The organism is Pseudomonas sp. CK-NBRI-02, from assembly GCF_008124495.1.
In the GTDB taxonomy this organism is placed as follows: Bacteria; Pseudomonadota; Gammaproteobacteria; order Pseudomonadales; family Pseudomonadaceae; genus Aquipseudomonas; species Aquipseudomonas guariconensis.
The window spans coordinates 333,187-359,242 of the sequence record NZ_VSJH01000039.1; the positions used below are offsets into that span (position 1 = coordinate 333,187).

Consider the following 26,056-nt stretch of genomic DNA (forward strand, 5'->3'; position numbering starts at 1 on the left):
GTTCACCTTTGAAATGGCCGAGATCAGATGGGGTTGGGGCAGTCGATGAACAGGTGCTCCACCGCAAAGCGCCGTGCCAGGTAGTCGCCCAGCGCCTGCACGCCGTAACGCTCAGTGGCATGGTGCCCGGCCGCGATGAAACTGATGCCGTTCTCCCGGGCGCTGTGGAAGGTCTGCTCGGACGCCTCGCCACTGAGGAACAGATCCACGCCGGCAGCGATGGCTGTGTCGATGTAGCCCTGACCGCCACCTGTGCACCAACCGACCCGGCGCACCAATTGTTCGCCCTCGATCACCAACGGCTCACGCCCCATCACTTCCTGCACCCGGCGGGCAAAATCGCGTGCCGACATCGGCTCGGCCAGAGAGCCCACCAGACCGACTACTTTGGGGTTCAGCGGGTCCAGCGGCCCCTCGACGGTGATGTCCAGTTGACGGGCCAACTGCACGTTGTTGCCCACCTCAGGGTGTACGTCCAGCGGCAGGTGGTAGGCGAGCAGACTGATGTCATGCTTGAGCAGGGTTTTGATCCGGCGCTGCTTCATGCCCGTGATGCACGGGCTCTCGCCTTTCCAGAAGTAACCATGGTGCACCAGCACCAGATCGGCCTCGGCCTCAACTGCCGCATCCAGCAATGCCTGGCTGGCAGTGACGCCGCTGACGATCCGGCTGACCTGCGGACGGCCTTCGACCTGCAGGCCGTTGGGGCAGTAGTCTTGGATCTTCGCGCTGCCCAGGTAGCGCTCGGCTTCCTCGACCAGAGTGTTCAGGGCGACGGCCATGGAAAATCTCCTCGAAATCTGCACGTTCGGCGGGCACAACGCCCGTATAATGGCCGCCATTATGGGCCGTCGCCGGCTTCGGGGAAACCGGCTGCAACCCGCCTGGGGATCAGCTCGTGGCACGCTCATCCGCGAGTAAACCCGCGGACGCTGCACCACGTTCAAGACCGTCGCCTGATCAACGCTTTCACGTGTATGATCGCGCGCGCTCGCACCCCTGCTGCGTAGCCACTGGCCCCTGCCCTATTCCCAGGATTCATTCGATGCTCAAGGCTCTGCGTTACTTTGGCTGGCCCCTGCTTACCGGTGTGCTGGTCGCCCTGCTGATCATCCAGCGCTTTCCCCAGTGGGTCGGCCTGCCCAGCCAGGACGTCAACCTGCAGCAGGCTCCGCAGACCTCGCGGATCGTGCAGGGCCCGGTGTCCTATGCCGATGCCGTGACGCTGGCCGCGCCGGCAGTGGCCAACCTGTACACCACCAAGGTGGTCAACAAGAGTGCCCATCCGCTATTCGAAGACCCGCAATTCCGCCGCTTCTTCGGCGACAACCTGCCCAAGCAGCGGCGTTGGGAGTCCAGCCTGGGTTCGGCAGTGATCATGAGCCCCGAAGGCTATCTGCTGACCAACAACCACGTGACCAGCGGTGCCGACCAGATCGTGGTGGCGCTCAAAGACGGTCGCGAGACCCTGGCCCGGGTCATCGGCAGCGACCCGGAAACCGACCTCGCGGTGTTGAAGATCGACCTGAAGAAACTGCCTGCGATCACCATCGGTCGCTCCGACAATATCCATATCGGCGACGTGTCCCTGGCCATCGGCAACCCCTTCGGCGTCGGCCAGACCGTGACCATGGGCATCATCAGCGCCACCGGCCGCAACCAGTTGGGCCTGAACAACTACGAAGACTTCATCCAGACCGACGCGGCGATCAACCCCGGCAACTCCGGCGGCGCCCTGGTCGACGCCAACGGCAACCTGATCGGCATCAACACCGCGATCTTCTCCAAGTCCGGCGGCTCCCAAGGCATCGGCTTCGCCATCCCGGTCAAGCTGGCGCTGGAGGTGATGAAATCGATCGTCGAGCATGGCCAGGTCATTCGTGGCTGGCTGGGCATCGAGGTGCAGCCGCTGAGCCAGGAGCTGGCCGAGTCCTATGGCATGCAGGGTCGTCCAGGCATCGTCGTGGCGGGCATCTTCCGCGATGGTCCGGCCCAACGTGCCGGTCTGCAACTGGGCGACGTGATCATGAGCATCAACGGCGAACCTGCCGGCGATGGTCGCAAGTCGATGAACCAGGTGGCGCGGATCAAGCCCAACGAGAAGATCACCATCGAAGTGATGCGCAACGGGCAACAGCTCAAGCTGATCGCCGAGGTGGGGCTGCGACCGCCACCTGCGCCGGTCGCCGCCCAAGAAGAAAAGTAACAAAAAGGGCTGCTTTGCAGCCCTGGTGCAGGCTTGCACCCCTCCCAAAGCGGTGAACCGGCGAAGCCTGCGAAAGGGCCGCGCCGCGGCCCCCGCCACATCAATGCAGGATCTGGCTCAGGAACAGCTTGGTCCGATCACTGCGCGGCCGGTCGAAGAAATCATCCGGCGCAGCCTGTTCGACGATCTCACCCTTGTCCATGAAGATCACCCGGTTCGCCACGGTCCGGGCAAAGCCCATCTCGTGGGTCACGCAGAGCATGGTCATGCCGTCCTCGGCGAGCCCCACCATGGTATCGAGCACTTCCTTGACCATCTCCGGATCCAGCGCCGAGGTCGGTTCGTCGAAGAGCATGATCTTGGGCTTCATGCACAGGGCCCGGGCGATCGCCACCCGCTGCTGCTGGCCACCGGACAGTTGCCCCGGATACTTGTGCGCCTGCTCGGGAATGCGCACCCGCTCCAGATAGTGCATGGCGATTTCCTCGGCTTTGCGCCGGGGCATCTTGCGCACCCACATCGGTGCCAGGGTGCAGTTTTCCAGAATGCTCAAGTGCGGGAACAGGTTGAAGTGCTGGAACACCATGCCCACCTCGCGGCGGATCGCTTCGATCTGCTTGAGGTCGTTGGTCAGTTCCACGCCATCGACGACGATGCGCCCCTGCTGGTGTTCCTCCAGGCGATTGAGGCAACGGATGGTGGTGGACTTGCCCGAGCCGGACGGCCCGCACAGCACGATGCGCTCGCCCTGACGCACATTGAGGTTGATGTCCTTCAGTACGTGGAACTGCCCGTACCACTTGTTCACACCCTGCATCTGGATGATGCCTTCGGGGCCGACAGGCTGCTTGATCGCTTCACTCATTTCGAGACTCCTAACGCTTGTGGCCAGTGTCCAGCTTGCGCTCCAGGTGCATGGAGTAGCGGGACATACCGAAACAGAAAATCCAGAACACCAAGGCGGCGAACACATAGCCCTCGGTCGCCATGCCCAGCCAGGTCGGGTCGGCCGCAGCCTGCTTGACGCTGTTGAGCAGGTCGAACAGGCCGATGATGATCACCAGGCTCGTGTCCTTGAACAGGGCAATGAAGGTGTTGACGATGCCGGGGATCACCAGCTTGAGCGCCTGAGGCAGGATCACCAGCCCCATCGACCGCCAGTAGCCCAGGCCCATGGCCGCAGCCGCCTCGTACTGGCCCTTGGGGATGGCCTGCAACCCACCGCGGACCACCTCGGCGATATAGGCCGACTGGAACAGGATCACCCCGATCATCGCCCGCAGCAGCTTGTCGAAGCTCATACCCTCAGGCAGGAACAACGGCAACATCACCGAGGACATGAACAGCACAGTGATCAGTGGCACGCCACGCCAGAACTCGATGAAGGTCACGCAGACCACCTTCACCGCCGGCATGTTGGAACGCCGTCCCAGCGCCAGCAGGATGCCCAGGGGCAAGGCGCCGACGATGCCGACGGTGGCGATCACCAAGGTCAGCATCAGGCCGCCCCACTGGCTGGTCGGCACCGTGCTCAGCCCCAGGTAGCCACCGTGCAGCAAGGTGTAGGCGATGATCGGGTACAGCACCAGAAAGCCCAAGCCATAGGCCACCTTGCGCGGGAAACGCTTGATGAACAACGGCGCGGCGCCCAGCACGGCGAGCCAGACAGTCAGGTCGACCCGCCAGCGCAACTCCACCGGGTAGTAGCCGTACATGAACTGGCCGAAGCGTTGCTGGATGAACACCCAGCAGGCGCCTTCCTTGGTGCAATCGGCACGGGTGGTGCCGACCCAGTTGGCATCGATGAACGCCCATTGCACCAAAGGCGGCACGATCAGCCACACCAGGTACAGGGCGAACAGCGTCAACAGGGTGTTCAGCCAGCTGGAGAACAGGTTCGCACGCATCCATGCGAGCACGCCGGCGGTCTTGACCGGTGGCGGCATGTCAGGTTTGAAAACATGGGCAGTCACTGGCGTATCCTCACCGCTCGATCAGCGCGATGCGCTTGTTGTACCAGTTCATCAGCAGCGAAATGCTGATGCTGATGGCCAGATAGACACTCATGGTGATGGCGATCACCTCGATGGCCTGACCGGTCTGATTGAGCACGGTACCGGCGAACAGCGAGACCATTTCCGGGTAGCCGATGCCGGCCGCCAGGGACGAGTTCTTCGCCAGGTTCAGGTACTGGCTGGTCAGCGGCGGCACGATCACTCGCAATGCCTGGGGGATGATCACCTTGCGCAGGGTCGGCCCCTCGCGCAGGCCAAGAGAGCGCGCAGCCTCGGTCTGGCCATGGCTGACCGAACGGATGCCCGAACGCACGATCTCGGCGATGAACGCTGCGGTATAGATGGTCAGCGCCAAGGTCAGGGCCAGCAGCTCAGGGATCAGCACCCAGCCACCGACGAAGTTGAAGCCCTTGAGCTGCGGCACTTCCCAGCTCAACGGATTGCCGAACAGCAGCACGCACACGCCTGGGATGCCAACTAACATGAGCAGCCCCACCCAGAACTTGTGGAACGGCTCGCCGGTTTCATCGAAGCGTTTGTTGGCAAGACGCACCATCAGCGCGATGGCGACGATCGCCAGCACCACGGCGCCCACGAATGGCCAGAAGCCCTCGGCCATGGAGGCACCGGGCATGTTCACGCCACGGTTGCTGATGAAGAAAGTGTCCTGCAGGTTGATGCTGCCCCGCGGCCCCGGTAGCGTCAGGAACACCGCGAAGTACCAGAACAGGATTTGCAACAACGGCGGAATGTTGCGGAACGTCTCGACATAGACTGTCGCCAGCTTGTTGATCATCCAGTTCGGCGACAGCCGCGCCACACCGATGATGAAGCCCAACAGCGTTGCCAGGATGATGCCGATGAAGGTAACCAGCAGGGTGTTGAGCAGGCCGATGAGAAACACCCGGGCGTAGCTGTCCGACTCCACGTAGGGAATCAGGTGCTGGGCGATGCCGAAGCCTGCGCTGCGCTCGAGAAAGTCGAAACCCGAGGTGATGCCCCGGTGTTGCAAGTTGGTTTGCGTGTTGTGGAACAGGTACCAGCCCAGGCCGACCACGAAGATCACCGTGACGATCTGGAACAGCCACGCGCGCACACGTGGATCGCTCAGGGAAAACCCCTTCTGCGCGCCAATTTGATTTTGCATGTAATGCCCCGAAAGGATGGGATCGAACAACCTGCGGCGGCGCGGTGCCGCCGCAGGTGCAACCATCAGCGCACTGGTGGCGCGTACTGGATGCCGCCGTTGTTCCACAGGGCGTTCATGCCACGATCGATCTTCAGGTCAGTGCTCTGGCCCAGGTTCTTCTCGAACACTTCGCCATAGTTACCCACCTGCTTGACGATCTGCACCACCCAGTCCTTGGGCAGCTTCAGGTCCTTGCCGTACTCGCCGTCGGCACCGAGCAGGCGAGCGACGTCGGGGTTCTTGGTGGACTTGGCCTCGGCCTCGACATTCTTCGAGGTGATGCCTGCCTCTTCGGCGTTGAGCATGGCGAAGAGGGTCCACTTGACAATGCTGAACCACTCCTCGTCCCCTTTGCGCACGACCGGGCCCAGAGGTTCCTTGGAGATGGTTTCCGGCAGTACTACATACTCGCTTGGCGCCGCCAGCTTGGAGCGCTGGGCGAACAGCTGCGATTTGTCGGAGGTCAGCACATCGCAACGACCGGACTCCAGCGACTTGGCGCTTTCATCGGAAGTGTCGAAGGTGATCGGGGTGTACTTCAGGCCGTTGGCACGGAAGAAGTCAGAGACGTTCAACTCAGTGGTGGTACCGGCCTGGATGCAGATGGTCGCGCCATCGAGCTCCTTGGCACTGGAGACGCCCAGCTTTTTGTTGACCAGGAAACCGACGCCGTCGTAGTAAGTCACGCCGGCGAATACCAGGCCCATCCCGGCATCACGCGAACTGGTCCAGGTGGTGTTGCGCGACAGGACATCGACTTCACCCGATTGCAGCGCAGTGAAGCGTTCTTTGGCGTTGAGCTGGCTGAACTTGACCTTGGTCGCGTCGCCGAAGACGGCGGCGGCCACGGCGCGGCACACATCGGCATCGATACCGACGATCTTGCCGGTGCTGTCCGGTACCGAGAAGCCCGGCAGGCCGTCACTCACGCCACACTGGACGAAGCCCTTCTTCTTTACCGCATCTAGCGTAGCGCCAGCGTGGGCGAAGCTGGTGGCGCCCAGCGCAGCGGCAGCGGTCAGGACTGCCAGGGTGGTTTTCAACATCTTCATTCACAACCTCCAATCGCTCTTGTTGTATCGAGCCGGAATTGCACCGCACCCTTATGAGGCGCATCCGACCCCTTGTTGGCTTGTTATCGGGTCAATTGGCGCAATGGGCCGTTCTGGTGACAGCCTTCTATCCGCACGAGGGGTGTTACCGTCTCCGGCCATCCCCTCGCATCGGTTGATTCATAGCAAAGGGCGTACCACAGTCTCGGGCTCAAGCGTTTAAGGGGTCGTCAAGCAGGAAAAGTTGTAGAGTTGCGACATCTTCTTGTGGCATTACCCATGCACGCCTTTATTTCATGCACTCGATCAGGCGCGTGCGCACACTTTCGGAGCAGTCATGACCAACCCGTTGATCCTCGAACCCCAGAACACCGCAGACGCCTGTGTTATCTGGTTGCACGGCCTGGGGGCCGACCGTTACGACTTCCTACCGGTGGCCGAAGCGTTGCAGGAACACCTGCTCAGCACCCGCTTCGTTATGCCCCAGGCGCCGACACGCGCGGTAACGATTAACGGCGGCTACGCCATGCCCAGCTGGTACGACATCAAGGCCATGACGCCTGCGCGCGCTATCGACGAAGCGCAGCTGGAAGCGTCCGCCGATCAGGTGGTGGCGTTGATCGAAGCCGAGCGAGCCAAGGGCATCGACCTGACGCGAATCTTCCTGGCGGGGTTCTCCCAGGGTGGCGCGGTGGTGCTGCACACGGCCTATATAAAGTGGCAGGAAGCCCTGGGCGGTGTACTGGCGTTGTCCACCTACGCGCCCACTTTCAATGAAAACCATCAGCTGAGCGCCTGCCAGCAGCGTACTCCGGCCCTCTGCCTGCACGGCGTGCACGACCCGGTGGTGATCCCGTCCATGGGCCGCACGGCCTATGAGCACCTCAAGCAGTGGGGCGTCGAAGTGGCCTGGGAGGAATACCCGATGGAACACGAAGTGGTCCCCCAGGAAATCAACGATATCTACAACTGGCTGGTGCGCCACCTGCGCTAGCGGTGCAATCTGCTGTAGTTGTAGGCGCACCGCACTACGCCCTGCCCGGTTCTTGCATTACACTGCCGGGCGTACATTCCTTAACCAGTTGACGAGACGATCGTGCTCAAGGCACTCAAGAAAATTTTCGCCAAGGGCGACGCCGCACCCCAGGCCAACGTGCCTGCCGCCGGCGTGATGACGCCCCCACCTGCACCTGCGGTCGAACCGCCGGCGCCCCCAGCCTCGCCGGTCAATACGCCCGAGGCCACGTCCCCCACTCGCGACGACAAGCCCGCCAAGGACAAGCCACGTCGCGAACGCAAACCCAAGCCCCAGGCCAGCCTGTGGAAGCCGGAAGATTTCGTGGTCGAGCCCCAGGAGGGCAAGACCCGCTTCCATGACTTCAAGCTTTCCAACGAACTGATGCATGCCATCCATGACCTGGGCTTCCCGTACTGCACGCCGATCCAGGCCCAGGTGCTGGGTCATACCCTGCGCGGCAAGGACGCCATCGGCCGGGCCCAGACCGGCACCGGCAAGACCGCCGCGTTCCTGATCTCGATCATTTCCCAGCTGCAGCAGGTACCGCCGCCCAAGGAACGCTACATGGGCGAGCCGCGCGCGCTGATCATCGCGCCGACCCGCGAGCTGGTGGTGCAGATCGCCAAGGACGCCATGGCCCTGACCAAGTACAGCGGCCTGAACGTCATGACGTTCGTCGGCGGCATGGACTTCGACAAGCAGCTCAAGGCCCTGGAAGCGCGTCACTGCGACATCCTCGTAGCCACGCCAGGCCGCCTGCTGGACTTCCACCAGCGCGGCGAAGTGCATCTGGACATGGTCGAGGTGCTGGTGCTCGATGAAGCCGACCGCATGCTCGACATGGGTTTCATCCCCCAGGTCCGGCAGATCATCCGCCAGACCCCGCCCAAGAGCGAGCGTCAGACCCTGCTGTTCTCCGCCACCTTCACCGATGACGTGATGAACCTGGCCAAGCAGTGGACCACCAACCCGGCCATCGTCGAGATCGAGCCGGAGAACGTGGCCAGCGAAACGGTCGAACAGCACGTCTATGCAGTGGCCAGCAGCGACAAGTACAAGCTGCTGTACAACCTGGTCACGCAGAACAAGTGGGAACGGGTGATGGTCTTCGCCAACCGCAAGGATGAAGTGCGCCGCATCGAAGAGCGCCTGGTGCGTGACGGCATCAACGCCGCCCAGTTGTCGGGCGACGTGCCGCAGCACAAGCGCATCCGCACCCTGGAGAACTTCCGCGAAGGTCGCATCGCGGTGCTGGTGGCCACCGACGTGGCCGGCCGTGGCATTCACATCGACGGCATCAGCCACGTGATCAACTTCACCCTGCCGGAAGACCCGGACGACTACGTACACCGCATCGGCCGTACCGGCCGTGCCGGGACCAGCGGCGTATCGATCAGCTTCGCCGGCGAGGACGATGCCTACCAGCTTCCGGCTATCGAAGAGCTGCTGGGGCGCAAGATCAAGTGCGAGATGCCACCGGACGAACTGCTGAAGTCGATACCGCGAAAGCATCACTGAGCCGTGTACCTTGGGGCACCTTTTGCCCCTTCCCGAGCGGTCCGGCGCCCCGGCAAGACCGCTCCCACAGGCCCTGCTCCGAGCCGCAGGGCCTGTTCTGCGGGCCAAGCCCCACCCCTGCTTTCTCTACCCCTCCCTTTCTGGCGCCGAATTGCGCCGCAACCTTTTTGCGCCTGCGATATTGTCCAAATAAACAAAAAGTCCATAATGGAAAAAATAGTTTATCTGGAGCTTCGTATGACCGCGCCCCTCGTCGTCGATCAACAACACGCCCGCCAATTGCTCGCCCAGGTGGATGTCCCGCACATCCTGCGCAACCTGTTCCGTGACCTGGCCCGTGGCCAGGCGGTACAGCCGCCCCAACAACTGGTGGAGTTTCCGGCTGGCCGGGGCGACTTCATCAACTATGGCGGCGTGTTGGCCACGGAGCGGGTCTATGGGGTAAAAACCTCGCCCTACATCGTCCGTGACCAAGGCCCCCTGGTCACCGCCTGGACCCTGCTGATGTCCATGGACAGCGGTCAACCTCTGATGCTCTGCGACGCCGGCGAACTGACCACCGCCCGCACCGCCGCTACCACTGCCGTGGCCATCGACGCGCTGGCCCCAGGCCATGCCCGCCGCCTGACGGTGATCGGCAGCGGCCCGATCGCCCGCGCTCACCTGCACTATGTGCGCGGCCTGCGCGATTGGCAGGACATTCGCCTGTATTCCCCCAGCCTGGGCCAACAGAGCGCAGGGCAACGCGAACACCTGGCCGGCCTCGACAGCCGCCTGCAATTGATGGAAAACCTCGAGCAGGCCCTGGACGATGCCGACGTGATCATGCTCTGCACTTCCTCGGCCGTGCCAGTCATCGACCCACGCACGCTGAGCAAACCTGCGCTGATCACCTCGATCAGCACCAATGCCGTACGCGCCCATGAAATCCCGCCAGCCTGCCTGGCCGAGATGGATGTCTACTGCGATTACCGGGTAACCACCCCCGCCAGCGCAGGCGAAATGCGCATCGCCGCCGAGCAGTTGGGGTGGCAGGCAGACGCGATCGTCGGCGACCTGCCGCAACTGCTCAGTGGCGACGCCGCCGCGCCGGCCTACCAGCGCCATGCCTTCTTCCGCTCCATCGGACTGGGCCTGGAGGACATTGCCCTGGCCAATGCCCTGTATCAGCTGCTGCGCGAAGCCTGAGGAGAACAGCATGCAGACTGCCGACTACATCATCGTCGGCGCCGGTATCGCCGGCGCCTCCACCGGCTACTGGCTCGCCGCCCATGGCCGCGTGCTAGTGCTCGAGCGCGAATCCCAGCCTGGCTATCACTCCACCGGCCGTTCGGCGGCGCTCTACACCGCCGCCTACGGCACGCCACAGGTACGCGCCCTGACCCTCGCCAGCCGTGCTTTTTTCGATCATCCGCCCAGTGGTTTCGCCGAGCATCCTCTGCTCACCCCGCGCGGTGAGATGACCGTGGACTTCAACGGCGATCCGGCCGAACTGCAACGCCAGTACCTCAGCGCCAAGGCCTGCGTGCCCGAGTTCGAGCTGCTCGATGCCGACCAGGCCTGCGCCCGCCTGCCGGTGCTGTGTCGGGACAAAGTCCATGGCGCCCTCTACGACCCGAGCGCCAGCGACATCGACACCGATGCCCTGCACCAAGGCTACCTGCGCGGCATTCGCCGGCAACAGGGCGAAGTGCGCAGCGATTGCGAGGTGCAACGGGTGGAGCGTGACGCCCAGGGGCTGTGGCAGGTGCATACCAACCAGGGCAGTTTCAGCGCCCCCGTGCTGATCAACGCCGCGGGCGCCTGGGCGGACCACATCGGGGTACTGGCCGGCGCTCGCCCCCTCGGCCTGCAACCCAAGCGCCGCGCTGCCTTCATCTTCGCCGCCCCCGAGGGCGTCGACTGCCACCACTGGCCGATGCTGGTCAGCCTCGATGAATCCTTCTACATGAAGCCGGATGCCGGCATGCTCCTGGGCTCTCCCGCCAATGCCGACCCGGTGGAGCCGCACGATGTACAACCCGAAGAGCTCGACATCGCCTTAGGCATCTATCAGATCGAGGAAGCCACCACCCTGCGCATCCGCCGTCCTACCCGCACCTGGGCCGGGCTGCGCAGTTTCGTTGCTGACGGCGACCTGGTCGCCGGCTTCGACCCGCAGGTGCCTGGGCTGTTCTGGGTCGCGGGCCAAGGCGGCTACGGCATCCAGACCTCACCCGCCATGGGCCAGGCCAGCGCCGCCCTGGTGCGTGGCGAGGCGCTGCCGGATCACCTGCATGGCTTTGGCCTGACGGCCGCCATGCTATCCCCGGCACGCCTGTCGGGATGACGCGCCGCCGCGATTGCGGCACACTCGCAGCGCCCTCGCCGCAGGGCGCTGACACAGCCTGGAGCCTGCCTCAATGCCATCCCCTCGCCCTGACCCGGCCCTGGACAACTACCGGGCCATCGCCGATGCCATCGCCACCCTGTTCTTCCCCCACGCCGAAGTGGTGCTGCACGACCTGCGCACCCAGAAGATCGACTACATCGCCAACAACCTGTCCAAACGCGAGATCGGCGACGATGCGGCCCTGGAAGACATGCTCGAGCACGGTACCGATGAAACCAACATCGGCCCCTACGAAAAACTCAACTGGGACGGGCAGAAGATCCGCTCGTTGAGCACCGTGTTGCGCGATGCCGCAGGCACACCCCTGGCCATGCTGTGCATCAATCTGAATATCTCGCTGTTCGAGAACGCCAAGGCGGCGCTGGATCTGTTCCTTTCGCCCAGCCGATTGATTCCCCAACCCGACGCGCTGTTTCGCGATGACTGGCAGGAACGTATCAACACCTTCCTCAACGGCTGGCTGCGCCAGCGTCAGTTGAGCCTTAACCTGCTGACCCGCGATCACAAGCGCGAGCTGGTCCTGGCCCTGCATGCCGAGGGCGCCTTCAAGGGCAAGAGTGCGGCCAACTACGTGGCCAACGTGCTGGGAATGGGACGGGCGACGGTGTACAAGCACTTGAAGGAACTCAAGGCCTGAGCGCTGCAGAGGTCCCTTGACGATTGCCGGGACTACACAGCGGTCGGAAAAGGGGCGCAAGGCGCCCCCAGCGCAGTGTTTCAGTCGCCGTAGATATCCGATTTGAAGTACTTGGCCTGGATCTTCTGGTATTCGCCGTTGGCACGAATGGCATCGATGGCGCTATTGAGCTGGCTCACCAATTTGGTGTTGCCTTTGCGCACCGCGATCCCGGCACCTTCACCGACGTACTTGGGGTCCTTCAGCTCCGGCCCTACGAAGGCAAAGTCAGCGCCACGAGGCATCGACAGGAAGTCCTCCAGGGGAATGGTATCGGCAAAAATGGCATCCACACGCCCGGACGCCAGGTCCATGTAGATCTCTTCGTTGTTGCTGTAGCGGTTGACCTTCACACCCATGGGCTCGAGCACTTCGGTGGCGTAGCGGTCGGTGGTGGTGGCACGCTGCACGCCGATGGTCTTGCCTTTGAGGCTCTGGTACTGGTCATCGACCACCGCCCCTTTCTTCATCACCAGGCGCGATGACGTGAAGTAGTACTTGTGGGTGAAGTCCACCGATTGCTTGCGCTCTTTGGTAATGGTCATCGACGACAGGGCCGCATCGATCTTCCTGACCTTCAACGAGGGGATCAGCCCGTCGAACTCGACCTCGTTCCAGACACATTTGACCTTCATCTGCGCGCACAGGGCATTGCCGATCTCGTAATCGAAGCCCACGATTTCGCCCTTGTCGTTTTTCGAGGCAAACGGCGGGTAGGCGGCCTCGATACCGATGCGCAGGACGTTCTCGGCAGCGTACAGGTTGCTACCGGCCAACAGGCCCAGGGCCAGACCGCTGATCAGGATGAGCTTTTTCATGGGGGATCTCTCTCGCTCGTTATTGGAGGTGTGGTGCAAGACAGAGGAAAGGTGACAGGCGCAAGGCTGCCTGGAATCATTTTGTACTTATGATTCCATACTGGACTTTTTTGTATAGAAACTCAACTACCAACCACAACGTGCAGCACAGGCAGACGCATCCGGCCCGCCCGTGCCCCGGCAGGTCACCAGCGACCGGCGGCATCCTGGTCGCTTTGCCGACCTTCGACCCAACGCGGCCCATCCTGGGTGTTCTCTTTCTTCCAGAACGGCGCCCGGGTCTTGAGGTAGTCCATGATGAAATTGCAGGCATCGAACGCCGCCTGACGGTGAGCGCTGGCCACGCCGACAAAGACGATCGGTTCGCCCGGCTCCAGCGCGCCGATGCGGTGCAGCACCTCGACCTTGAGCAGTGGCCAGCGCTGCTCGGCCTCGACGACGATCTTGGCCAAGGCTTTCTCGGTCATGCCTGGGTAATGCTCGAGGAACATCCCCGCCACTTCACGGCCATCGTTGAAATCCCGCACATAGCCAACGAACCCTACCACCGCGCCCACGCCGACGTTGGCCGCATGCATCGCATTGACCTCAAGGCCTGGATCGAAGGCCTGCTCCTGTACTCGAACGCCCATGCTCAACCTCCCGTGACCGGCGGGAAGAACGCCACTTCGTCGCCCTCCTCCACCGGCTCGGCCAGCTTGCTCAGATCCTGATTGCGTGCGCACATCACGTTCTGCTCGGCCAGCACCTCGTATTGCCCGCCCTTGGCCACCAAGGCCTGGCGCACGTCGTCCAGGGTCGCGAAGGCACCTTCGAGCGGCTCGCCATCGACCCCTAGCAATTCACGATAACGGGCGAAATACACCACCTGAACCTTCATCACGCCTCCACCTGGTAATGGCCGCTCTTGCCGCCGAGCTTCTCCAGCAGGCGTACTTGCTCGATCACCATGCCTTTGTCGACGGCCTTGCACATGTCATAGATCGTCAGCGCCGCAACGCTGGCGGCAGTCAGCGCTTCCATTTCCACACCGGTCTGCCCGGCCAGCTTGCAACGGGCGACGATGCGCACCGCATCAGAACCTTCGGCGTTGAGCTCGACCTTGACGCTGGTGAGCATCAGCGGGTGGCACAGCGGGATCAGGTCGCTGGTCTTCTTCGCCGCCTGGATCCCGGCGATGCGCGCCACGGCGAACACATCGCCCTTGGGATGCTCGCCGTCGACGATCATCTGCAACGTCTGCGGCAACATGCGCACCCGCGCTTCGGCCACCGCCTCACGCGCGGTCACGGCCTTTTCGGTGACGTCGACCATGTTGGCGCGCCCCTGGGAATCGAGATGAGTCAGCACTGCATTGCTCCTGTGAAGGGAACAAAGAGTGTAAACCCGCAGGTCAGCTTTGAGCAGTGGTTGTGTCGCGGGCAGGCCAAATCCCGCTGGCCGCCATGGGAGCGGATTAATCCGCGTAGAGGACATCACAGAAGCCGGGCGGCGAACCGCCCGGCAGACTGGGATTTACAGGTGGGACTCGGCGTACTCGGCCAGCACCGAGCGTGGCACGCCCTGCAAGGTGATATGAACGCCGTGAGGGAAGTCCTTGAAGCGTTCGGTGAGATAAGTCAGCCCGGAGCTGGTGGCCGACAGGTAAGGGGTATCGATCTGCGCCAGGTTACCCAGGCACACCACCTTGGACCCTGCCCCGGCACGGGTGATGATGGTCTTCATCTGGTGCGGGGTGAGGTTCTGGCACTCGTCGATCAGGATCAGGCTCTGCTGGAAGCTGCGCCCACGGATGTAGTTCAGCGACTTGAACTGCAACGGGACCCGCTCGAGGATGTACTCGACGCTACCGTGGGTACTCTCGTCATCCATGTGCAGGGCTTCGAGGTTGTCGGTGATGGCGCCCAGCCAAGGCTCCATCTTCTCGGCCTCGGTCCCCGGCAGGAAGCCGATCTCCTGGTCCAGCCCCTGCACGCTGCGGGTGGCGATGATGCGCCGGTAGCGCTTGCTGACCATGGTCTGCTCGATGGCGGCGGCAAGCGCCAGGATGGTCTTGCCGGAGCCGGCGGCGCCGGTCAGGTTGACCAGGTGGATATCTGGGTCGAGCAAGGCGAACAACGCCAGGCTCTGATGGATGTCGCGGGGTTTCAGCCCCCAGGCTTCCTGGTGCAGCAACGGCTCCTGGTGCAGGTCGAGCAGCAGCAGTTCGTCTTCACGGATGCCTTTGATCCAGCCGACGAAGCCTTGTTCGTCGATGATGAACTCATTGACGTGCACCGCCGGCAGGTTGTCGGTCAGTTGTACCCGATGCCAGGTGCGACCACGCTCCTGCCGGGTTTCGACCTTGCTGACGCGATCCCAGAACGAGCCGGTCACCGAATGGTAGCCCTTGGACAGCAAGGAGACGTCATCGACCAACTGGTCGGTGCTGTAGTCCTCCGCGGCGATGCCACAGGCACGCGCCTTCAGGCGCATGTTGATGTCCTTGGTCACCAGCACCACGTCCAGATCGCAGCGGCGGGCACGCAACTCCAGAAGTTGGTTGATGATGATGTTGTCGTTGAGGGTTTCGGGCAGCAGCCGGTTTGGCTCGTTGCGTGGGCTCATCAGGATCGACAGGAACCCTTTGGGCCCGCTCTTGCCACGCTGGATCGGCACGCCCTGCTCGACGTCGCTGGGCGAGGCATCGCCAAGGGTCTGGTCGATGAGGCGGATGGCCTGGCGGCATTCGGCGGCGATGGTGTGTTTGCCGGTCTTGAGCTTGTCGAGTTCCTCCAGCACCGTCATCGGAATGGCGACATGGTGCTCCTCGAAGTTGAGCAAAGCGTTTGGATCGTGGATCAGGACATTGGTATCGAGCACATACAGGATTGGCTGGGTGGAGGAAGAATTGCGTCCTTGGTCATCCATACTCGGTCACCTTATGTGAAAGCCACGCGACGCGTAATGCTGCGCCGCAGAGTGACCGCCGTTCTCCCCGTATCCGCGTCGTTACGGGCGGGGAGCGCACCTGGCAAGGAGGGCCTGGATGACGCCACCTGTGCTGCAGGATTCGGCTGTCTGGTACCTACATACCGCATTAATGATGACCAAAAAAAGTCTTTTTACGTTCCTTTGAACTTTATTTTTCCGATTGACGTTCAGGACTTGGCTTGAGCCGTGAGCGGGACTAGAGTCAAAGATCAAGCCCCATCACGCTGCCCATAATCCCGGCAATCTTCCCAGCCGATTCCACTCTGCGCCGTGTTGCGCAACAGCCAATCCAGCGCCGGTTGCGCCTTGGGCAGGTTGTCGTGGAACTGGATCACCCCTTTGCGCCACAACAGCATCAAGGTCAGCACCCGATGTGCCGAGGCCTCGGCGCTGAGCGCACTGTCGTCCTGGGCGTCGATCTCCCACAGCGAAACCTGAAGCTTCTGGCTGGCCATGAATGCCTCGCCATCGGCACGACGCTGCCCGTACGGCGGGCGGAACAACGGCACATACTGCGCCGGCAGGTCGGACTGGACCCGGGCCTGGGCCCGGCGCAGCGAATCCTGCCAGTCCAGCCATTGGGCATGGGAGCGGTACTCCCAGCCCTGGATGCCCACGCATTGCCCGGTATAGAGCGCCCCCACAGGGGCGCGCTGCTGCAAGCGGTTACCGAGCACGAAGAACAGGCCGCCGAGCTTCTGCCGGCGCAGATAATCGGCCAGCTCGTCGGTGGCACCGCCCGCGAGAGTGGGGCCACCGACGAATGTCAGCAGGAACACCCGGTCGTTGAGTTCATCGCCTGTGCGCTCGCTGTCCGACAGGCGCTCGACCTCGCTGCTGGTCTGAGGGAACAACGCCGCCTTGCGCAGTTGTTCATCCAGGTAACGGGTGTGGAATGCCCGGCTAGGCTCGAGCCAGCCGGTATAGAACTCGCCCACGCCGGAGGTGAAAGTGGCGGCCAGGGTCCGCAGTTCGGCCATGGACTCCAGCGGATAGCAGAAGGACGCATCCTGCTCGCAACTGCGCTGGGCCTGTTGATAGTTTTCCCATAGCCGCTGCCACATGCGCGCGCGCACCGCACGTATCACCGCCAGGTTGATCTGGCGCAGTTGCAGGCGCGCCGCCAGAGCCGGCTCGTCGAGCATTTCACTCTCCTGCAGCACCTGGGCGAACGACAGGATTTCGGCCCGCGAAGCGACATCGAACAAAGCCGGGCTGTCCAGTTGTTCAGGCCACAGCGTGCGGTCCAGGGTGGCCTGGGGCGAAGGGGCAGCCTGGGCGGCAAGGCTCAGCAGGCCGGCCAGCAGGACGAAGGCAATACGCACGAATCAAGCTCTCCGCAGCAACATGACACGCACTATAACGTGGCGTTGGGCGATGGTCCGTGACTATCGTCGCGATAGTTTGGTCTTGCCGGCCCCAGCCCGTAGAATCCGCCTCGACGATTCCAGGAGCCGACCCGATGCTGACGGTGATTTCCCCCGCCAAGACTCTCGACTACGACACCCCGCCGGTGACCCAGCGGTTCACCCTGCCCCAGTACCTGGACGACTCCCAGGTGCTGATCACCCAACTGCGCGAATTCACACCCGCACAAATCAGTGAACTGATGCACCTTTCCGACAAGCTCGCCGGCCTCAACGCCGCCCGCTTCGGCAGCTGGACCCCGGATTTCACCCCGGCCAACGCCAAGCAGGCGCTGCTGGCGTTCAAGGGTGACGTGTACACAGGCCTGGACGCCGAAAGCCTCGGCGAGGACGACTTCAGCTACGCCCAGGACCACCTGCGCATGCTGTCGGGCCTTTACGGCCTGCTGCGCCCGCTGGATCTGATGCAGCCCTACCGCCTGGAAATGGGCACCAAGCTGGCCAACGTCCGCGGCAAAGACCTCTATGCCTTCTGGGGCACGCGCATCAGTGAATGGCTGAATCAGGCCCTGGCCGATCAAGGCGATGACATCCTGCTGAACCTGGCCAGCAACGAGTACTTCAGCGCGGTCAAGCGCAGCGCCCTGAAGGCACGGGTGATCGATGTCGACTTCAAAGACTGGAAGAACGGGCAGTACAAAATCATCAGCTTCTACGCCAAGAAAGCCCGCGGAATGATGAGCCGCTTCGTGATCCAGGAGCGCATCAACGACCCCGAACAGCTCAAGCGCTTCGATGTGCAGGGCTATTACTACAGTGCCGAACAGTCCAAGCCAGACCACCTGGTGTTCCTGCGCGACCACCCTGGCGAGTAAGACCTTCAGGTCCTGCGCATTAACAGTGGGAGCAACAGTCTTGCGTTGCTTGCACCGGCCTCTTCGCGGGTAAACCCGCGAAGAGGCCACCCCTGAACAAGACAGCTGCTCCTACTGGTCATGTCACCGCATCCGACAGCCCTGCAATGGGGCAGGCTTCAAATGGCCATCTCGTCATAATTTCGACGTCAAAAAAACCACCGCCCAGCCGTTATTGCAAAACGCCATAAGACCGTTCGTAGTTTTTTGACGAATTTTGAAAAAAATTTTCGCATGCTGGCATATAACCATCCCACGTCGTTTTCGCCCTTTATATATAGGGGTGAAACTGATACGTGCTATCAGATTGAAAGTATTTTCCACTGAAAAAATATTTAGAAATCTTTCATACCTGCAGAACCCACCTTGGAACTTCTGCTACCGGCAATCGCTCATAGGACCCGTAACGATTTTCTTGCGGGTGTCGTGAGAGATGACTTACAGATGACAACCGGCCGGTATCCACTACCGGCTCCGATAACTTCGACAGACGCAACGGTATCAACCGAAAGCCCTGTCCACGAAGGAGAGACGCGCCCCTACTAATCGTCCTAGTGGTTGATTTCATAGGATTTTTCCAATTGAAAGAGCAAGCACAGCAGTAGGCGTAATAGCACACTGCAATAAAGACGGCTGCATTTCAGGGCACGCCTTTTAATACTGGCCATTTAACTGCCAACTTTGAGTGCACAACTTTGCGCGCTCTGGATTTATTCATGCCTGCGTTCGGTGATATGTGCAATCGCCATGGCACCGTGCGCCCGAAAACTGCTGGTTAATCAACCCGGTCCGGCTCTTTTGCGAAGGAGCCGACGTGATAAACACACGAGGTGAATACGATGCGTATCAGCATCTTTGGTTTGGGTTATGTGGGTGCGGTCTGTGCAGGTTGCCTGTCGGCACGGGGTCACGAAGTGATTGGCGTGGACGTGTCCAAGACCAAAATCGACCTGATCAACCAGGGCAAGTCGCCCATCGTCGAGCCGGGTCTGGAACAGCTCCTGCAGCAAGGCATCGCCAACGGCCGCCTGCGTGGCACCACCGATTTCGCCGAAGCCATCCGCGCCAGCGATGTGTCGATGATCTGCGTCGGCACTCCCAGCAAGAAGAACGGCGACCTGGGCCTTGAGTACATCGAGTCGGTGTGCCGCGAGATCGGCTACGTGCTGCGCGACACCGAGCGTCGCCACACCATCGTGGTGCGCAGCACCGTGCTGCCGGGGACCGTCAAGAACGTGGTCATCCCGATCCTCGAGGACTGCTCCGGTAAGAAAGCCGGCGTCGACTTCGGTGTCGCGGTCAACCCGGAGTTCCTGCGTGAAAGCACCGCCATCGCCGACTACGACCGCCCACCGATGACTGTCATCGGCGAGCTGGACAAGGCCAGCGGCGACGTGCTCCAGGCCATCTACGAGGAACTGGACGCACCGATCATCCGCAAGCCGGTCGAAGTGGCCGAAATGATCAAGTACACCTGCAACGTCTGGCACGCCACCAAGGTCACCTTCGCCAACGAAATCGGCAACATCGCCAAGGCGGTGGGTGTCGATGGTCGCGACGTGATGGACGTGGTTTGCCAGGACAAAGTCCTGAACCTGTCGCAGTACTACATGCGCCCAGGTTTCGCCTTCGGCGGCTCGTGCCTGCCCAAGGACGTGCGTGCCCTGACCTACCGCGCCTCCAGCCTCGACGTGAAAGCTCCGCTGCTCGACTCGCTGATGCGCAGCAACGAGTCCCAGGTGCAGAACGCCTTCGACATCATCGAAAGCCACGACAAACGCAAGGTCGCTTTGCTCGGCCTGTCTTTCAAAGCTGGCACCGACGACCTGCGCGAAAGCCCGCTGGTGGAACTGGCCGAGCGCCTGATCGGCAAAGGCTACGAGCTGAACATCTACGACCAGAACGTCCAGTACGCCCGTGTCCACGGCGCCAACAAGGAATACATCGAGTCGAAGATCCCCCACGTGTCCTCGCTGCTCAATGACGATCTTCAACACGTCATCGACAACGCCGACGTGATCGTCCTGGGCAACCGCGACGAGAAGTTCCGCGCCCTCGCTCAGCAGGCACCGGAAGGCAAGCAAGTGATCGACCTGGTCGGCTTCATGACCAAGCCGACCTGCACCACCAGCCGCACCGAAGGCATCTGCTGGTAACCCCCGGCCGGGCAGCGGGCGACCGCTGCCCTTCCCCCTGATTCGCGCGACGGATGCTGAACATGCAAAGACTCCAGACAGTGCTGCTGCAGTGCGCCGGATGGCTGCTCTACATGAGCCTGCTCATGTTGATCGCCTTGGCCTTGCCCAGCGACATCTTCGACTCGCAGTCGAAGCACTTCATCTTCCTGGTCGGCGCGGTCGGCATCTGGCGCTACTCCATGGGCGCCACCCACTTCATCCGTGGCATGGTGTTCCTCTACGGCGTCTACCCCTACCTGCGCCGCAAGGTACGCAAGCTGGGCAAAGCTGCCGACCCGTCCCACGTGTACCTGATGGTCACCAGTTTTCGCATCGATGCCCTGACCACCGCGCAGGTGTACAGCTCGGTGATCCGCGAGGCCATCGAATGCGGCTTCCCCACCACCGTGGTCTGCTCGCTGGTGGAGATGTCCGATGAGCTGCTGGTCAAGAGCCTGTGGGCCAAGTACAACCCGCCCGCCCACGTCAACCTGGACTTCGTGCGCATCGCCGGTACCGGCAAGCGCGATGGCCTGGCCTATGGCTTCCGGGCCATCTCGCGGATGATGCCGGACGAGCATGCCGTGGTGGCGGTGATCGACGGCGATACCGTGCTCGGTGAAGGCGTGGTCCGCAAGACCGTGCCGTGGTTCAAGCTGTTCCCCAATGTCGGTGGCCTGACCACCAACGAATTCTGCGAAGTGCGCGGCGGCTACATTATGAGCGAGTGGCACAAGCTGCGCTTCGCCCAGCGCCACATCAACATGTGCTCGATGGCCCTGTCCAAGCGCGTGCTGACCATGACTGGGCGCATGTCGATGTTCCGCGCAAGCGTGGTGACCGATCCTGAGTTCATCGCCGACGTGGAAAGCGACTCGCTGCACCACTGGCGCCTGGGCCGCTTCAAGTTCCTCACCGGGGACGACAAGTCCAGCTGGTTCAGCCTGATGCGCCTGGGCTACGACACCTTCTATGTGCCGGACGCTGCGATCAACACGGTCGAGCACCCACCGGAAAAAAGCTTCATCAAGGCCAGCCGCAAGCTGATGTACCGCTGGTACGGCAACAACCTGCGGCAGAACTCCCGCGCCCTGGGGCTGGGCCTCAAGCGCCTGGGCCTGTTCACCTGCATCGTCCTGCTCGACCAGCGCGTGTCCATGTGGACCAGCCTGCTGGGCCTGACGGTGGCGGTGATCGCCAGCCTCAAGTTCGGCATGGGCTTCTTGCTCGTGTACCTGCTGTGGATCGGCATCACCCGCCTGATCCTCACCATCATGCTGCTGTGCTCGGGCCATAACGTGGGGCCGGCCTACCCGCTGATTCTCTATTACAACCAGATCGTCGGCGCGCTGATGAAGATCTACGTGTTCTTCCGCCTCGACAAGCAGTCCTGGACCCGCCAGCCGACTGCCCTCAAGCGTGACCTCGAAAGCTTTCAACAATGGTTCAACACCTGGTCTTCACGGACCATGACCTTCTCGGCAGCCAGCATCTTCGTCGCTGTGCTGTTCATGGTCGTGTGAGCCCCCCGGAACGGATCTAACAGGAACGAAATCGCCATGAATACCGCCGTGAACGCCAATGTCGTGCATGAGTCCGAAGCCCAGCGCCAGCATGTCCGGGTACGTATCCCTGCCAAGCTGCGCTACCTGGACCGCAATCGCGAACCGCACGATGTGAAGGTGGACGATCTCTCCGCCGGGGGCCTGTCCTTCCATACCAGCAAACCCTTGAACGTCGGCGATGTGCTGCGCGGTCGCCTGCAGTTCACGGTCGACAACCTGGGCCTGTCCATGGACGTCGAGTTCCAGGTGCGCTCCTACCAGAGCACCGGTCGCACCGGCGTGCAGTTCCAGAACCTCGAACCGCGCGACGTGGCCACCCTGCGCCATATCATCACCACTTTCCTGTCCGGCGAGATGATCAACGTCGGCGGCGTGCTCAGCACCCTGCAACGCGACAACTTCACCAAGGCACGCAAGCAGAAAGACAGCGGCTCGGGGCTCTCGGCCTTCGGTCGCCTGCGCGCGGTGACCGTCAGCCTGGGCGTGTTCGTGGTCGGCGTGGCCGCGTTCGGCTTCATCGCCAAGTCGCTGTACGGCATGTACTTCGTCAGCCACGCCGAGGCCGGTGTGGTCTCGGTGCCCACCACCAACGTCACCATGCCGCGCGACGGCAGTGTGCAGAGCCTGGTGGAAAACGGCGCCCAGGTGGTCAAGGGCGCGCCGCTGGCAAGCTTCAGCACCAGCATGCTCGATTTGCTCAAAGGCCATCTGGACGACTCGCAGCTCGAGCCCGCCAAGGTCGAGGAGCTGTTCGGCAAGCAGCTCTCCGGCACGCTCACCAGCCCATGCGACTGCGTCGTCGCCCGCCAGCTGGTGGATGACGGCCAGTACGCCAGCAAGGGCCAGCCGATCTTCCAACTGGTGCCACGCACCACCAACCCGATGGTCGAGGCGCGCTTCAGCTATCGCCAGTTCGACCAGGTCAAGCCAGGCACCCGCGTGCAGTTCCAGGTGGCCGGCGAAGACGAGATGCGCACCGGCAAGATCGTCAGCAGCGCCAGCCTCAACAGCGAAGACCTGGCCTCGGATATCCGCGTGCAGATCAAGCCTGACAGTGGCCTGCCGGCAGAACTGGCCGGTCGCCCGGCGGCCGTCAACGCCGATCGTGGCCCGTCCCTGGACTGGCTGATCGACAAAGCCGTAGCCCGCGGGCTGTAAGAGGGATCGGACCATGAACCCTTCGAACCGTATGACACCGCTGCAAGCGGCCGGGGCCTTGTTCGCGGGTAAACCCGCTCCCACAGGGATCGAATCGAGCCCTGCGCGCAGCATTCGCCCGCTGGCCTGGTGCGGCCTGGCCTTGGCCGTCGCCCTGGCCGGCTGCTCGGGCCTGCCCGACCAGCGCCTGGCCAACGAGGCCATGAAGCGCGGGGACACCGCCCTGGCCGAGCGCAATTACAAGGCCCTGGCCGACCTTGGCTACAGCGATGCCCAAGTGGGCCTGGCCGATATCCAGGTCGCCAGCCAGGACCCTGCCAAGCTCAAGGCAGCCGAGGCCACCTACCGCGCCGCCGCTGCCACCTCGCCCCGAGCCCAGGCACGCCTGGGTCGCCTGCTGGTGGCCAAGCCTGGCACTACCCAGGCCGAGCGCGAGGAGGCCGAAACCCTGCTCAAGCTCGCCGCCCAGCAAGGCGAGCGCAACACCCTGATCCCGCTGGCGATGCTCTACCTGCAATACCCGCAGAGCTTCCCCAAGGTGAACGCCCAGCAGCAGATCGACCAGTGGCGCGCCGCCGGTAACCCCGAGGCGGGCCTGGCCCAGGTGCTGCTCTACCGCACCCAGGGCACCTACGACCAGCACCTGGGCGACGTCGAAAAAATCTGCAAGGCCGCGCTGGACACCACCGACATCTGCTATGTGGAACTGGCCACCGTCTACCAAAAGCGCGCCCAGCCCGACCAGCAGGCCGCACTGATCCAGCAGCTCAAGGCCGCCTATGGTCGTGGCATCGTGCCGGCCACCCGGGTCGACAGCGTCGCCCGCGTGCTGGCAGACCGCAGCCTGGGCCAGACCGACGAAAAGACCGCAAAGGAGCTGCTCGAGCAAGTCGCCCCGGTCAATCCGGCTTCCTGGGTGAGCCTGGCGCAGTTGGTGTACGACTTCCCGGAGCTGGGCGACAACGACCAGTTGCTCGCCTACATCGAAAAGGGCCGTCAGGCCCAGCAGCCCCGCGCCGAACTGTTGCTCGGCCGCCTCTACTACGAAGGCAAGACGCTCCCGGCCGACGCCAGCAAAGCCGAAGAACACCTGCAGGCCGCCGCCGCCGCCGGCGAGGTCAGCGCCCACTATTACCTCGGCCAGCTGTACCGCCGTGGCTACCTGGGCCACGTCGAGCCGCAAAAAGCCGTCGACCACCTGCTCAGTGCCGCCCGTGGCGGGCAGAACAGCGCCGACTACGCCCTGGCCCAACTGTTCAGCGAAGGTCATGGCATCCGCCCTGCTCCGGCCAACGCCTGGGTGTTCGCCCAACTGGCCCAGGCCAACCCGTCGCCGCAATCGACCGAGCTGCTGCAAAAGCTCGACACGCAATTGAGCCCTGACCAGCGCAACCAGGCCCAGCGCCTGCTGGACCAGGAAAAGCAGGCACGCGGCAGCATGGCCCAGGTCGGTTCCAACCCCCTGGCCTTCGAAGCCCTGCAAGACGACGCAAAAGAAGAAGTAGACGGTGAGGACTCGCTATGACGCTCAATCCCTTCGTGAAAGCCGGCATTGGCCTGAGCTTCGCCCTGCTGTGGTCGTGCCCGACCCTGGCGGACATGACCGCCGAGAAGAACTTCGGCCTGGACATCAAGATCACCGGCCAATCCGAGGACGACCGCGACCTGGGCACCCGCTCCGGCGGTGACGTCAACGGCCTGGGCCTTGACCTGCGCCCTTGGGTCTACGGCGAACGCGGCAACTGGAGCGCCTTCGCCATGGGCCAGGCAGTAGCCGCCACCGATATCATCGAGACCGACACGCTGCGCCAGTCCGAGGACGGCAGCACCGTGGACAACGCCGATGACAGCCGCAAGCCGGACAAGAGCTACCTGGCCATGCGCGAGTTCTGGGTCGGCTACAGCGGCTTCACGCCCTACCCAGGCGAACAGCTGCGCCTGGGCCGCCAACGCCTGCGCAGCGACGACGGCATGTGGCGCGACACCAACATCGAAGCGTTGAACTGGACCTTCGACACCACCCTGCTCAAGGCCGACCTGGGCGTGGCACAGCGCTTCAGCGAATACCGCACCGACCTCACCGAGCTTGCGCCCGAGGACAAGGACCGCACCCACGTGTACGGCAACGTTGCCACCCAGTGGACACCTGGGCACTGGGTCGGCGTGCGCGCCCACCACTCCAGTGACAGCGGCAGCCTGAAAGACCCCGGCGAAACCGTCGACCCGTTGGACAAGACCCGCACGGGCGATCTGACCTGGCTGGGCCTGGAGGCCAACAGCGACGCCTACAACTGGCGCAACGACCACACCGTCAACTATTGGGGCAGCGTCACCTGGCTGACCGGCGATCGCGACACCCTCAGCACCCAGACCGTGGGCAACGACCAAGTCGCCACCGGCAAGCAGAGCGGCGATGTCAACGCCTGGGCCACTGACTTGGGTGTGCGTCTGCGTCTGGACCCCAACTGGCAGGTCGGTGCGGCCTATGCCCGTGGCAGCGGCGGTGGCGGCAGCGACGGTTCGAGCAACTACGAGCAGACCGGGCTCGAGAGCAACCGCTCCAACTTCACCGGCACCCGCTCTCGCGTGCACCGCTTCGGCGAAGCCTTCCGTGGCGAGCTGGGCAACCTGCAGGCGGCCACCCTGTTCGCCTCCTGGCAACTGCGCGACGACTATGACGCAAGCTTCATCTACCACAAGTTCTGGCGCGTCGATGACCAGCAGAACATCGGTTCCAGCGGCATCAACGCGGTGGTCGAGGACAACGGTGTGAACCGTCCGCTGATCAATGGCGAGAAGGACCTGGGCCAGGAAATGGACGTGGTGGTCACCAAGTACTTCAAGCAAGGCCTGCTGCCGGCTTCGATGAGCCAAGCCATCGACGAGCCGTCGGCCCTGGTGCGCCTGCGTGCCGGCGTGTTCAAGCCAGGCGATGCCTACGGCAGCGAAGCTGATTCCTACATGCACCGCGCCTTCGTCGACGTGATCTGGCGCTATTGAGGCCCGGGAGAGGACACT

The 26,056-nt window shown here is 62.8% G+C and carries 23 protein-coding genes; 12 read left to right on the forward strand and 11 right to left on the reverse strand.

Annotation, left to right across the window (positions count from 1 at the left end):
* Positions 1 to 23 precede the first annotated feature (23 nt).
* Positions 24 to 782 carry a Nif3-like dinuclear metal center hexameric protein gene (locus DQ397_RS22760; RefSeq protein ID WP_043207445.1) on the reverse strand — a complete coding sequence of 253 codons (759 nt, stop codon included), beginning with the start codon at positions 780 to 782 and terminating at the stop codon, positions 24 to 26.
* Between the two features lie 263 nt (positions 783 to 1,045).
* On the opposite strand from DQ397_RS22760, the gene algW reads away from it, so the two are divergent.
* A complete protein-coding gene (gene algW / locus DQ397_RS22765; RefSeq protein WP_043207443.1) occupies positions 1,046 to 2,206 on the forward strand; it encodes a Do family serine endopeptidase AlgW in 1,161 nt (386 codons plus the stop codon).
* Positions 2,207 to 2,306: 100 nt separating this feature from the next.
* On the opposite strand, the gene DQ397_RS22770 is transcribed toward algW, so the two are convergent.
* The 4 genes from DQ397_RS22770 to DQ397_RS22785 all read right to left on the reverse strand — a co-directional run bounded on the left by DQ397_RS22770 (position 2,307) and on the right by DQ397_RS22785 (position 6,462).
* Entirely contained in the window at positions 2,307 to 3,071 is a 765-nt protein-coding gene (locus tag DQ397_RS22770) for an amino acid ABC transporter ATP-binding protein (protein WP_043207442.1), read from the reverse strand.
* A 10-nt stretch (positions 3,072 to 3,081) separates the two neighbouring features.
* Positions 3,082 to 4,179, reverse strand: coding sequence for an amino acid ABC transporter permease (locus DQ397_RS22775; RefSeq protein WP_043207440.1), 1,098 nt, complete (start codon positions 4,177 to 4,179; stop codon positions 3,082 to 3,084).
* Positions 4,180 to 4,189: 10 nt separating this feature from the next.
* Positions 4,190 to 5,368, reverse strand: a complete 1,179-nt coding sequence (locus DQ397_RS22780) for an amino acid ABC transporter permease (protein WP_043207550.1) — start codon at positions 5,366 to 5,368, stop codon at positions 4,190 to 4,192.
* Between the two features lie 65 nt (positions 5,369 to 5,433).
* Positions 5,434 to 6,462, reverse strand: coding sequence for an amino acid ABC transporter substrate-binding protein (locus DQ397_RS22785; RefSeq protein WP_043207439.1), 1,029 nt, complete (start codon positions 6,460 to 6,462; stop codon positions 5,434 to 5,436).
* 337 nt (positions 6,463 to 6,799) lie between these two features.
* On the opposite strand from DQ397_RS22785, the gene DQ397_RS22790 reads away from it, so the two are divergent.
* The 5 genes from DQ397_RS22790 to DQ397_RS22810 all read left to right on the forward strand — a co-directional run bounded on the left by DQ397_RS22790 (position 6,800) and on the right by DQ397_RS22810 (position 12,027).
* Positions 6,800 to 7,456 carry an alpha/beta hydrolase gene (locus DQ397_RS22790; RefSeq protein WP_043207438.1) on the forward strand — a complete coding sequence of 219 codons (657 nt, stop codon included), beginning with the start codon at positions 6,800 to 6,802 and terminating at the stop codon, positions 7,454 to 7,456.
* 102 nt (positions 7,457 to 7,558) lie between these two features.
* Positions 7,559 to 8,998 (forward strand): ATP-dependent RNA helicase RhlB, encoded by a 1,440-nt coding sequence (gene rhlB, locus DQ397_RS22795; protein WP_043207436.1) that lies wholly within the window; start codon positions 7,559 to 7,561, stop codon positions 8,996 to 8,998.
* A 237-nt stretch (positions 8,999 to 9,235) separates the two neighbouring features.
* Positions 9,236 to 10,186: an ornithine cyclodeaminase family protein gene (locus DQ397_RS22800; protein WP_043207434.1), complete on the forward strand. Its 951-nt coding sequence runs from the start codon at positions 9,236 to 9,238 to the stop codon at positions 10,184 to 10,186.
* Between the two features lie 10 nt (positions 10,187 to 10,196).
* A complete protein-coding gene (locus tag DQ397_RS22805) occupies positions 10,197 to 11,327 on the forward strand; it encodes an FAD-binding oxidoreductase (RefSeq protein ID WP_043207433.1) in 1,131 nt (376 codons plus the stop codon).
* A 73-nt stretch (positions 11,328 to 11,400) separates the two neighbouring features.
* A complete protein-coding gene (locus DQ397_RS22810) occupies positions 11,401 to 12,027 on the forward strand; it encodes a transcriptional regulator (RefSeq protein WP_043207432.1) in 627 nt (208 codons plus the stop codon).
* Between the two features lie 80 nt (positions 12,028 to 12,107).
* On the opposite strand, the gene DQ397_RS22815 is transcribed toward DQ397_RS22810, so the two are convergent.
* From DQ397_RS22815 to DQ397_RS22840, 6 genes are all read right to left on the reverse strand, one after another.
* The gene (locus DQ397_RS22815; RefSeq protein ID WP_043207431.1) at positions 12,108 to 12,884 is read right to left on the reverse strand and encodes an ABC transporter substrate-binding protein; all 777 of its coding nucleotides are present in this window, start codon (positions 12,882 to 12,884) and stop codon (positions 12,108 to 12,110) included.
* A gap of 185 nt (positions 12,885 to 13,069) precedes the next feature.
* Complete coding sequence (gene moaE, locus DQ397_RS22820) at positions 13,070 to 13,516, reverse strand: molybdopterin synthase catalytic subunit MoaE (RefSeq protein WP_043207430.1); 447 nt, start codon at positions 13,514 to 13,516, stop codon at positions 13,070 to 13,072.
* 2 nt (positions 13,517 to 13,518) lie between these two features.
* Entirely contained in the window at positions 13,519 to 13,764 is a 246-nt protein-coding gene (locus DQ397_RS22825; RefSeq protein ID WP_043207429.1) for a MoaD/ThiS family protein, read from the reverse strand.
* Positions 13,764 to 14,234 (reverse strand): cyclic pyranopterin monophosphate synthase MoaC, encoded by a 471-nt coding sequence (gene moaC / locus DQ397_RS22830; protein WP_043207428.1) that lies wholly within the window; start codon positions 14,232 to 14,234, stop codon positions 13,764 to 13,766. Before moaC ends, DQ397_RS22825 begins: the two co-directional genes overlap by 1 nt.
* Positions 14,235 to 14,399: 165 nt before the next feature.
* Complete coding sequence (locus tag DQ397_RS22835; protein WP_043207427.1) at positions 14,400 to 15,794, reverse strand: PhoH family protein; 1,395 nt, start codon at positions 15,792 to 15,794, stop codon at positions 14,400 to 14,402.
* A gap of 272 nt (positions 15,795 to 16,066) precedes the next feature.
* The gene (locus tag DQ397_RS22840) at positions 16,067 to 17,182 is read right to left on the reverse strand and encodes a polysaccharide deacetylase family protein (RefSeq protein WP_043207425.1); all 1,116 of its coding nucleotides are present in this window, start codon (positions 17,180 to 17,182) and stop codon (positions 16,067 to 16,069) included.
* 137 nt (positions 17,183 to 17,319) lie between these two features.
* Between DQ397_RS22840 and yaaA the strand changes: the two genes are divergently transcribed.
* The 6 genes from yaaA (at position 17,320) to DQ397_RS22875 (ending at position 26,038) form a co-directional block, all read left to right on the forward strand.
* A complete protein-coding gene (gene yaaA / locus DQ397_RS22845) occupies positions 17,320 to 18,099 on the forward strand; it encodes a peroxide stress protein YaaA (protein WP_043207424.1) in 780 nt (259 codons plus the stop codon).
* A gap of 878 nt (positions 18,100 to 18,977) precedes the next feature.
* Positions 18,978 to 20,294, forward strand: a complete 1,317-nt coding sequence (locus tag DQ397_RS22850; protein WP_043207423.1) for a nucleotide sugar dehydrogenase — start codon at positions 18,978 to 18,980, stop codon at positions 20,292 to 20,294.
* 62 nt (positions 20,295 to 20,356) lie between these two features.
* The gene (locus DQ397_RS22855; protein WP_043207422.1) at positions 20,357 to 21,838 is read left to right on the forward strand and encodes a glycosyltransferase family 2 protein; all 1,482 of its coding nucleotides are present in this window, start codon (positions 20,357 to 20,359) and stop codon (positions 21,836 to 21,838) included.
* 36 nt (positions 21,839 to 21,874) lie between these two features.
* Positions 21,875 to 23,038, forward strand: coding sequence for an alginate biosynthesis protein Alg44 (locus DQ397_RS22865; protein WP_043207421.1), 1,164 nt, complete (start codon positions 21,875 to 21,877; stop codon positions 23,036 to 23,038).
* A gap of 13 nt (positions 23,039 to 23,051) precedes the next feature.
* Complete coding sequence (gene algK, locus DQ397_RS22870; RefSeq protein ID WP_232092067.1) at positions 23,052 to 24,563, forward strand: alginate biosynthesis TPR repeat lipoprotein AlgK; 1,512 nt, start codon at positions 23,052 to 23,054, stop codon at positions 24,561 to 24,563.
* Complete coding sequence (locus DQ397_RS22875) at positions 24,560 to 26,038, forward strand: alginate export family protein (protein WP_043207420.1); 1,479 nt, start codon at positions 24,560 to 24,562, stop codon at positions 26,036 to 26,038. The genes algK and DQ397_RS22875 overlap by 4 nt, the downstream gene beginning before the upstream one ends.
* Positions 26,039 to 26,056: the final 18 nt, after the last annotated feature.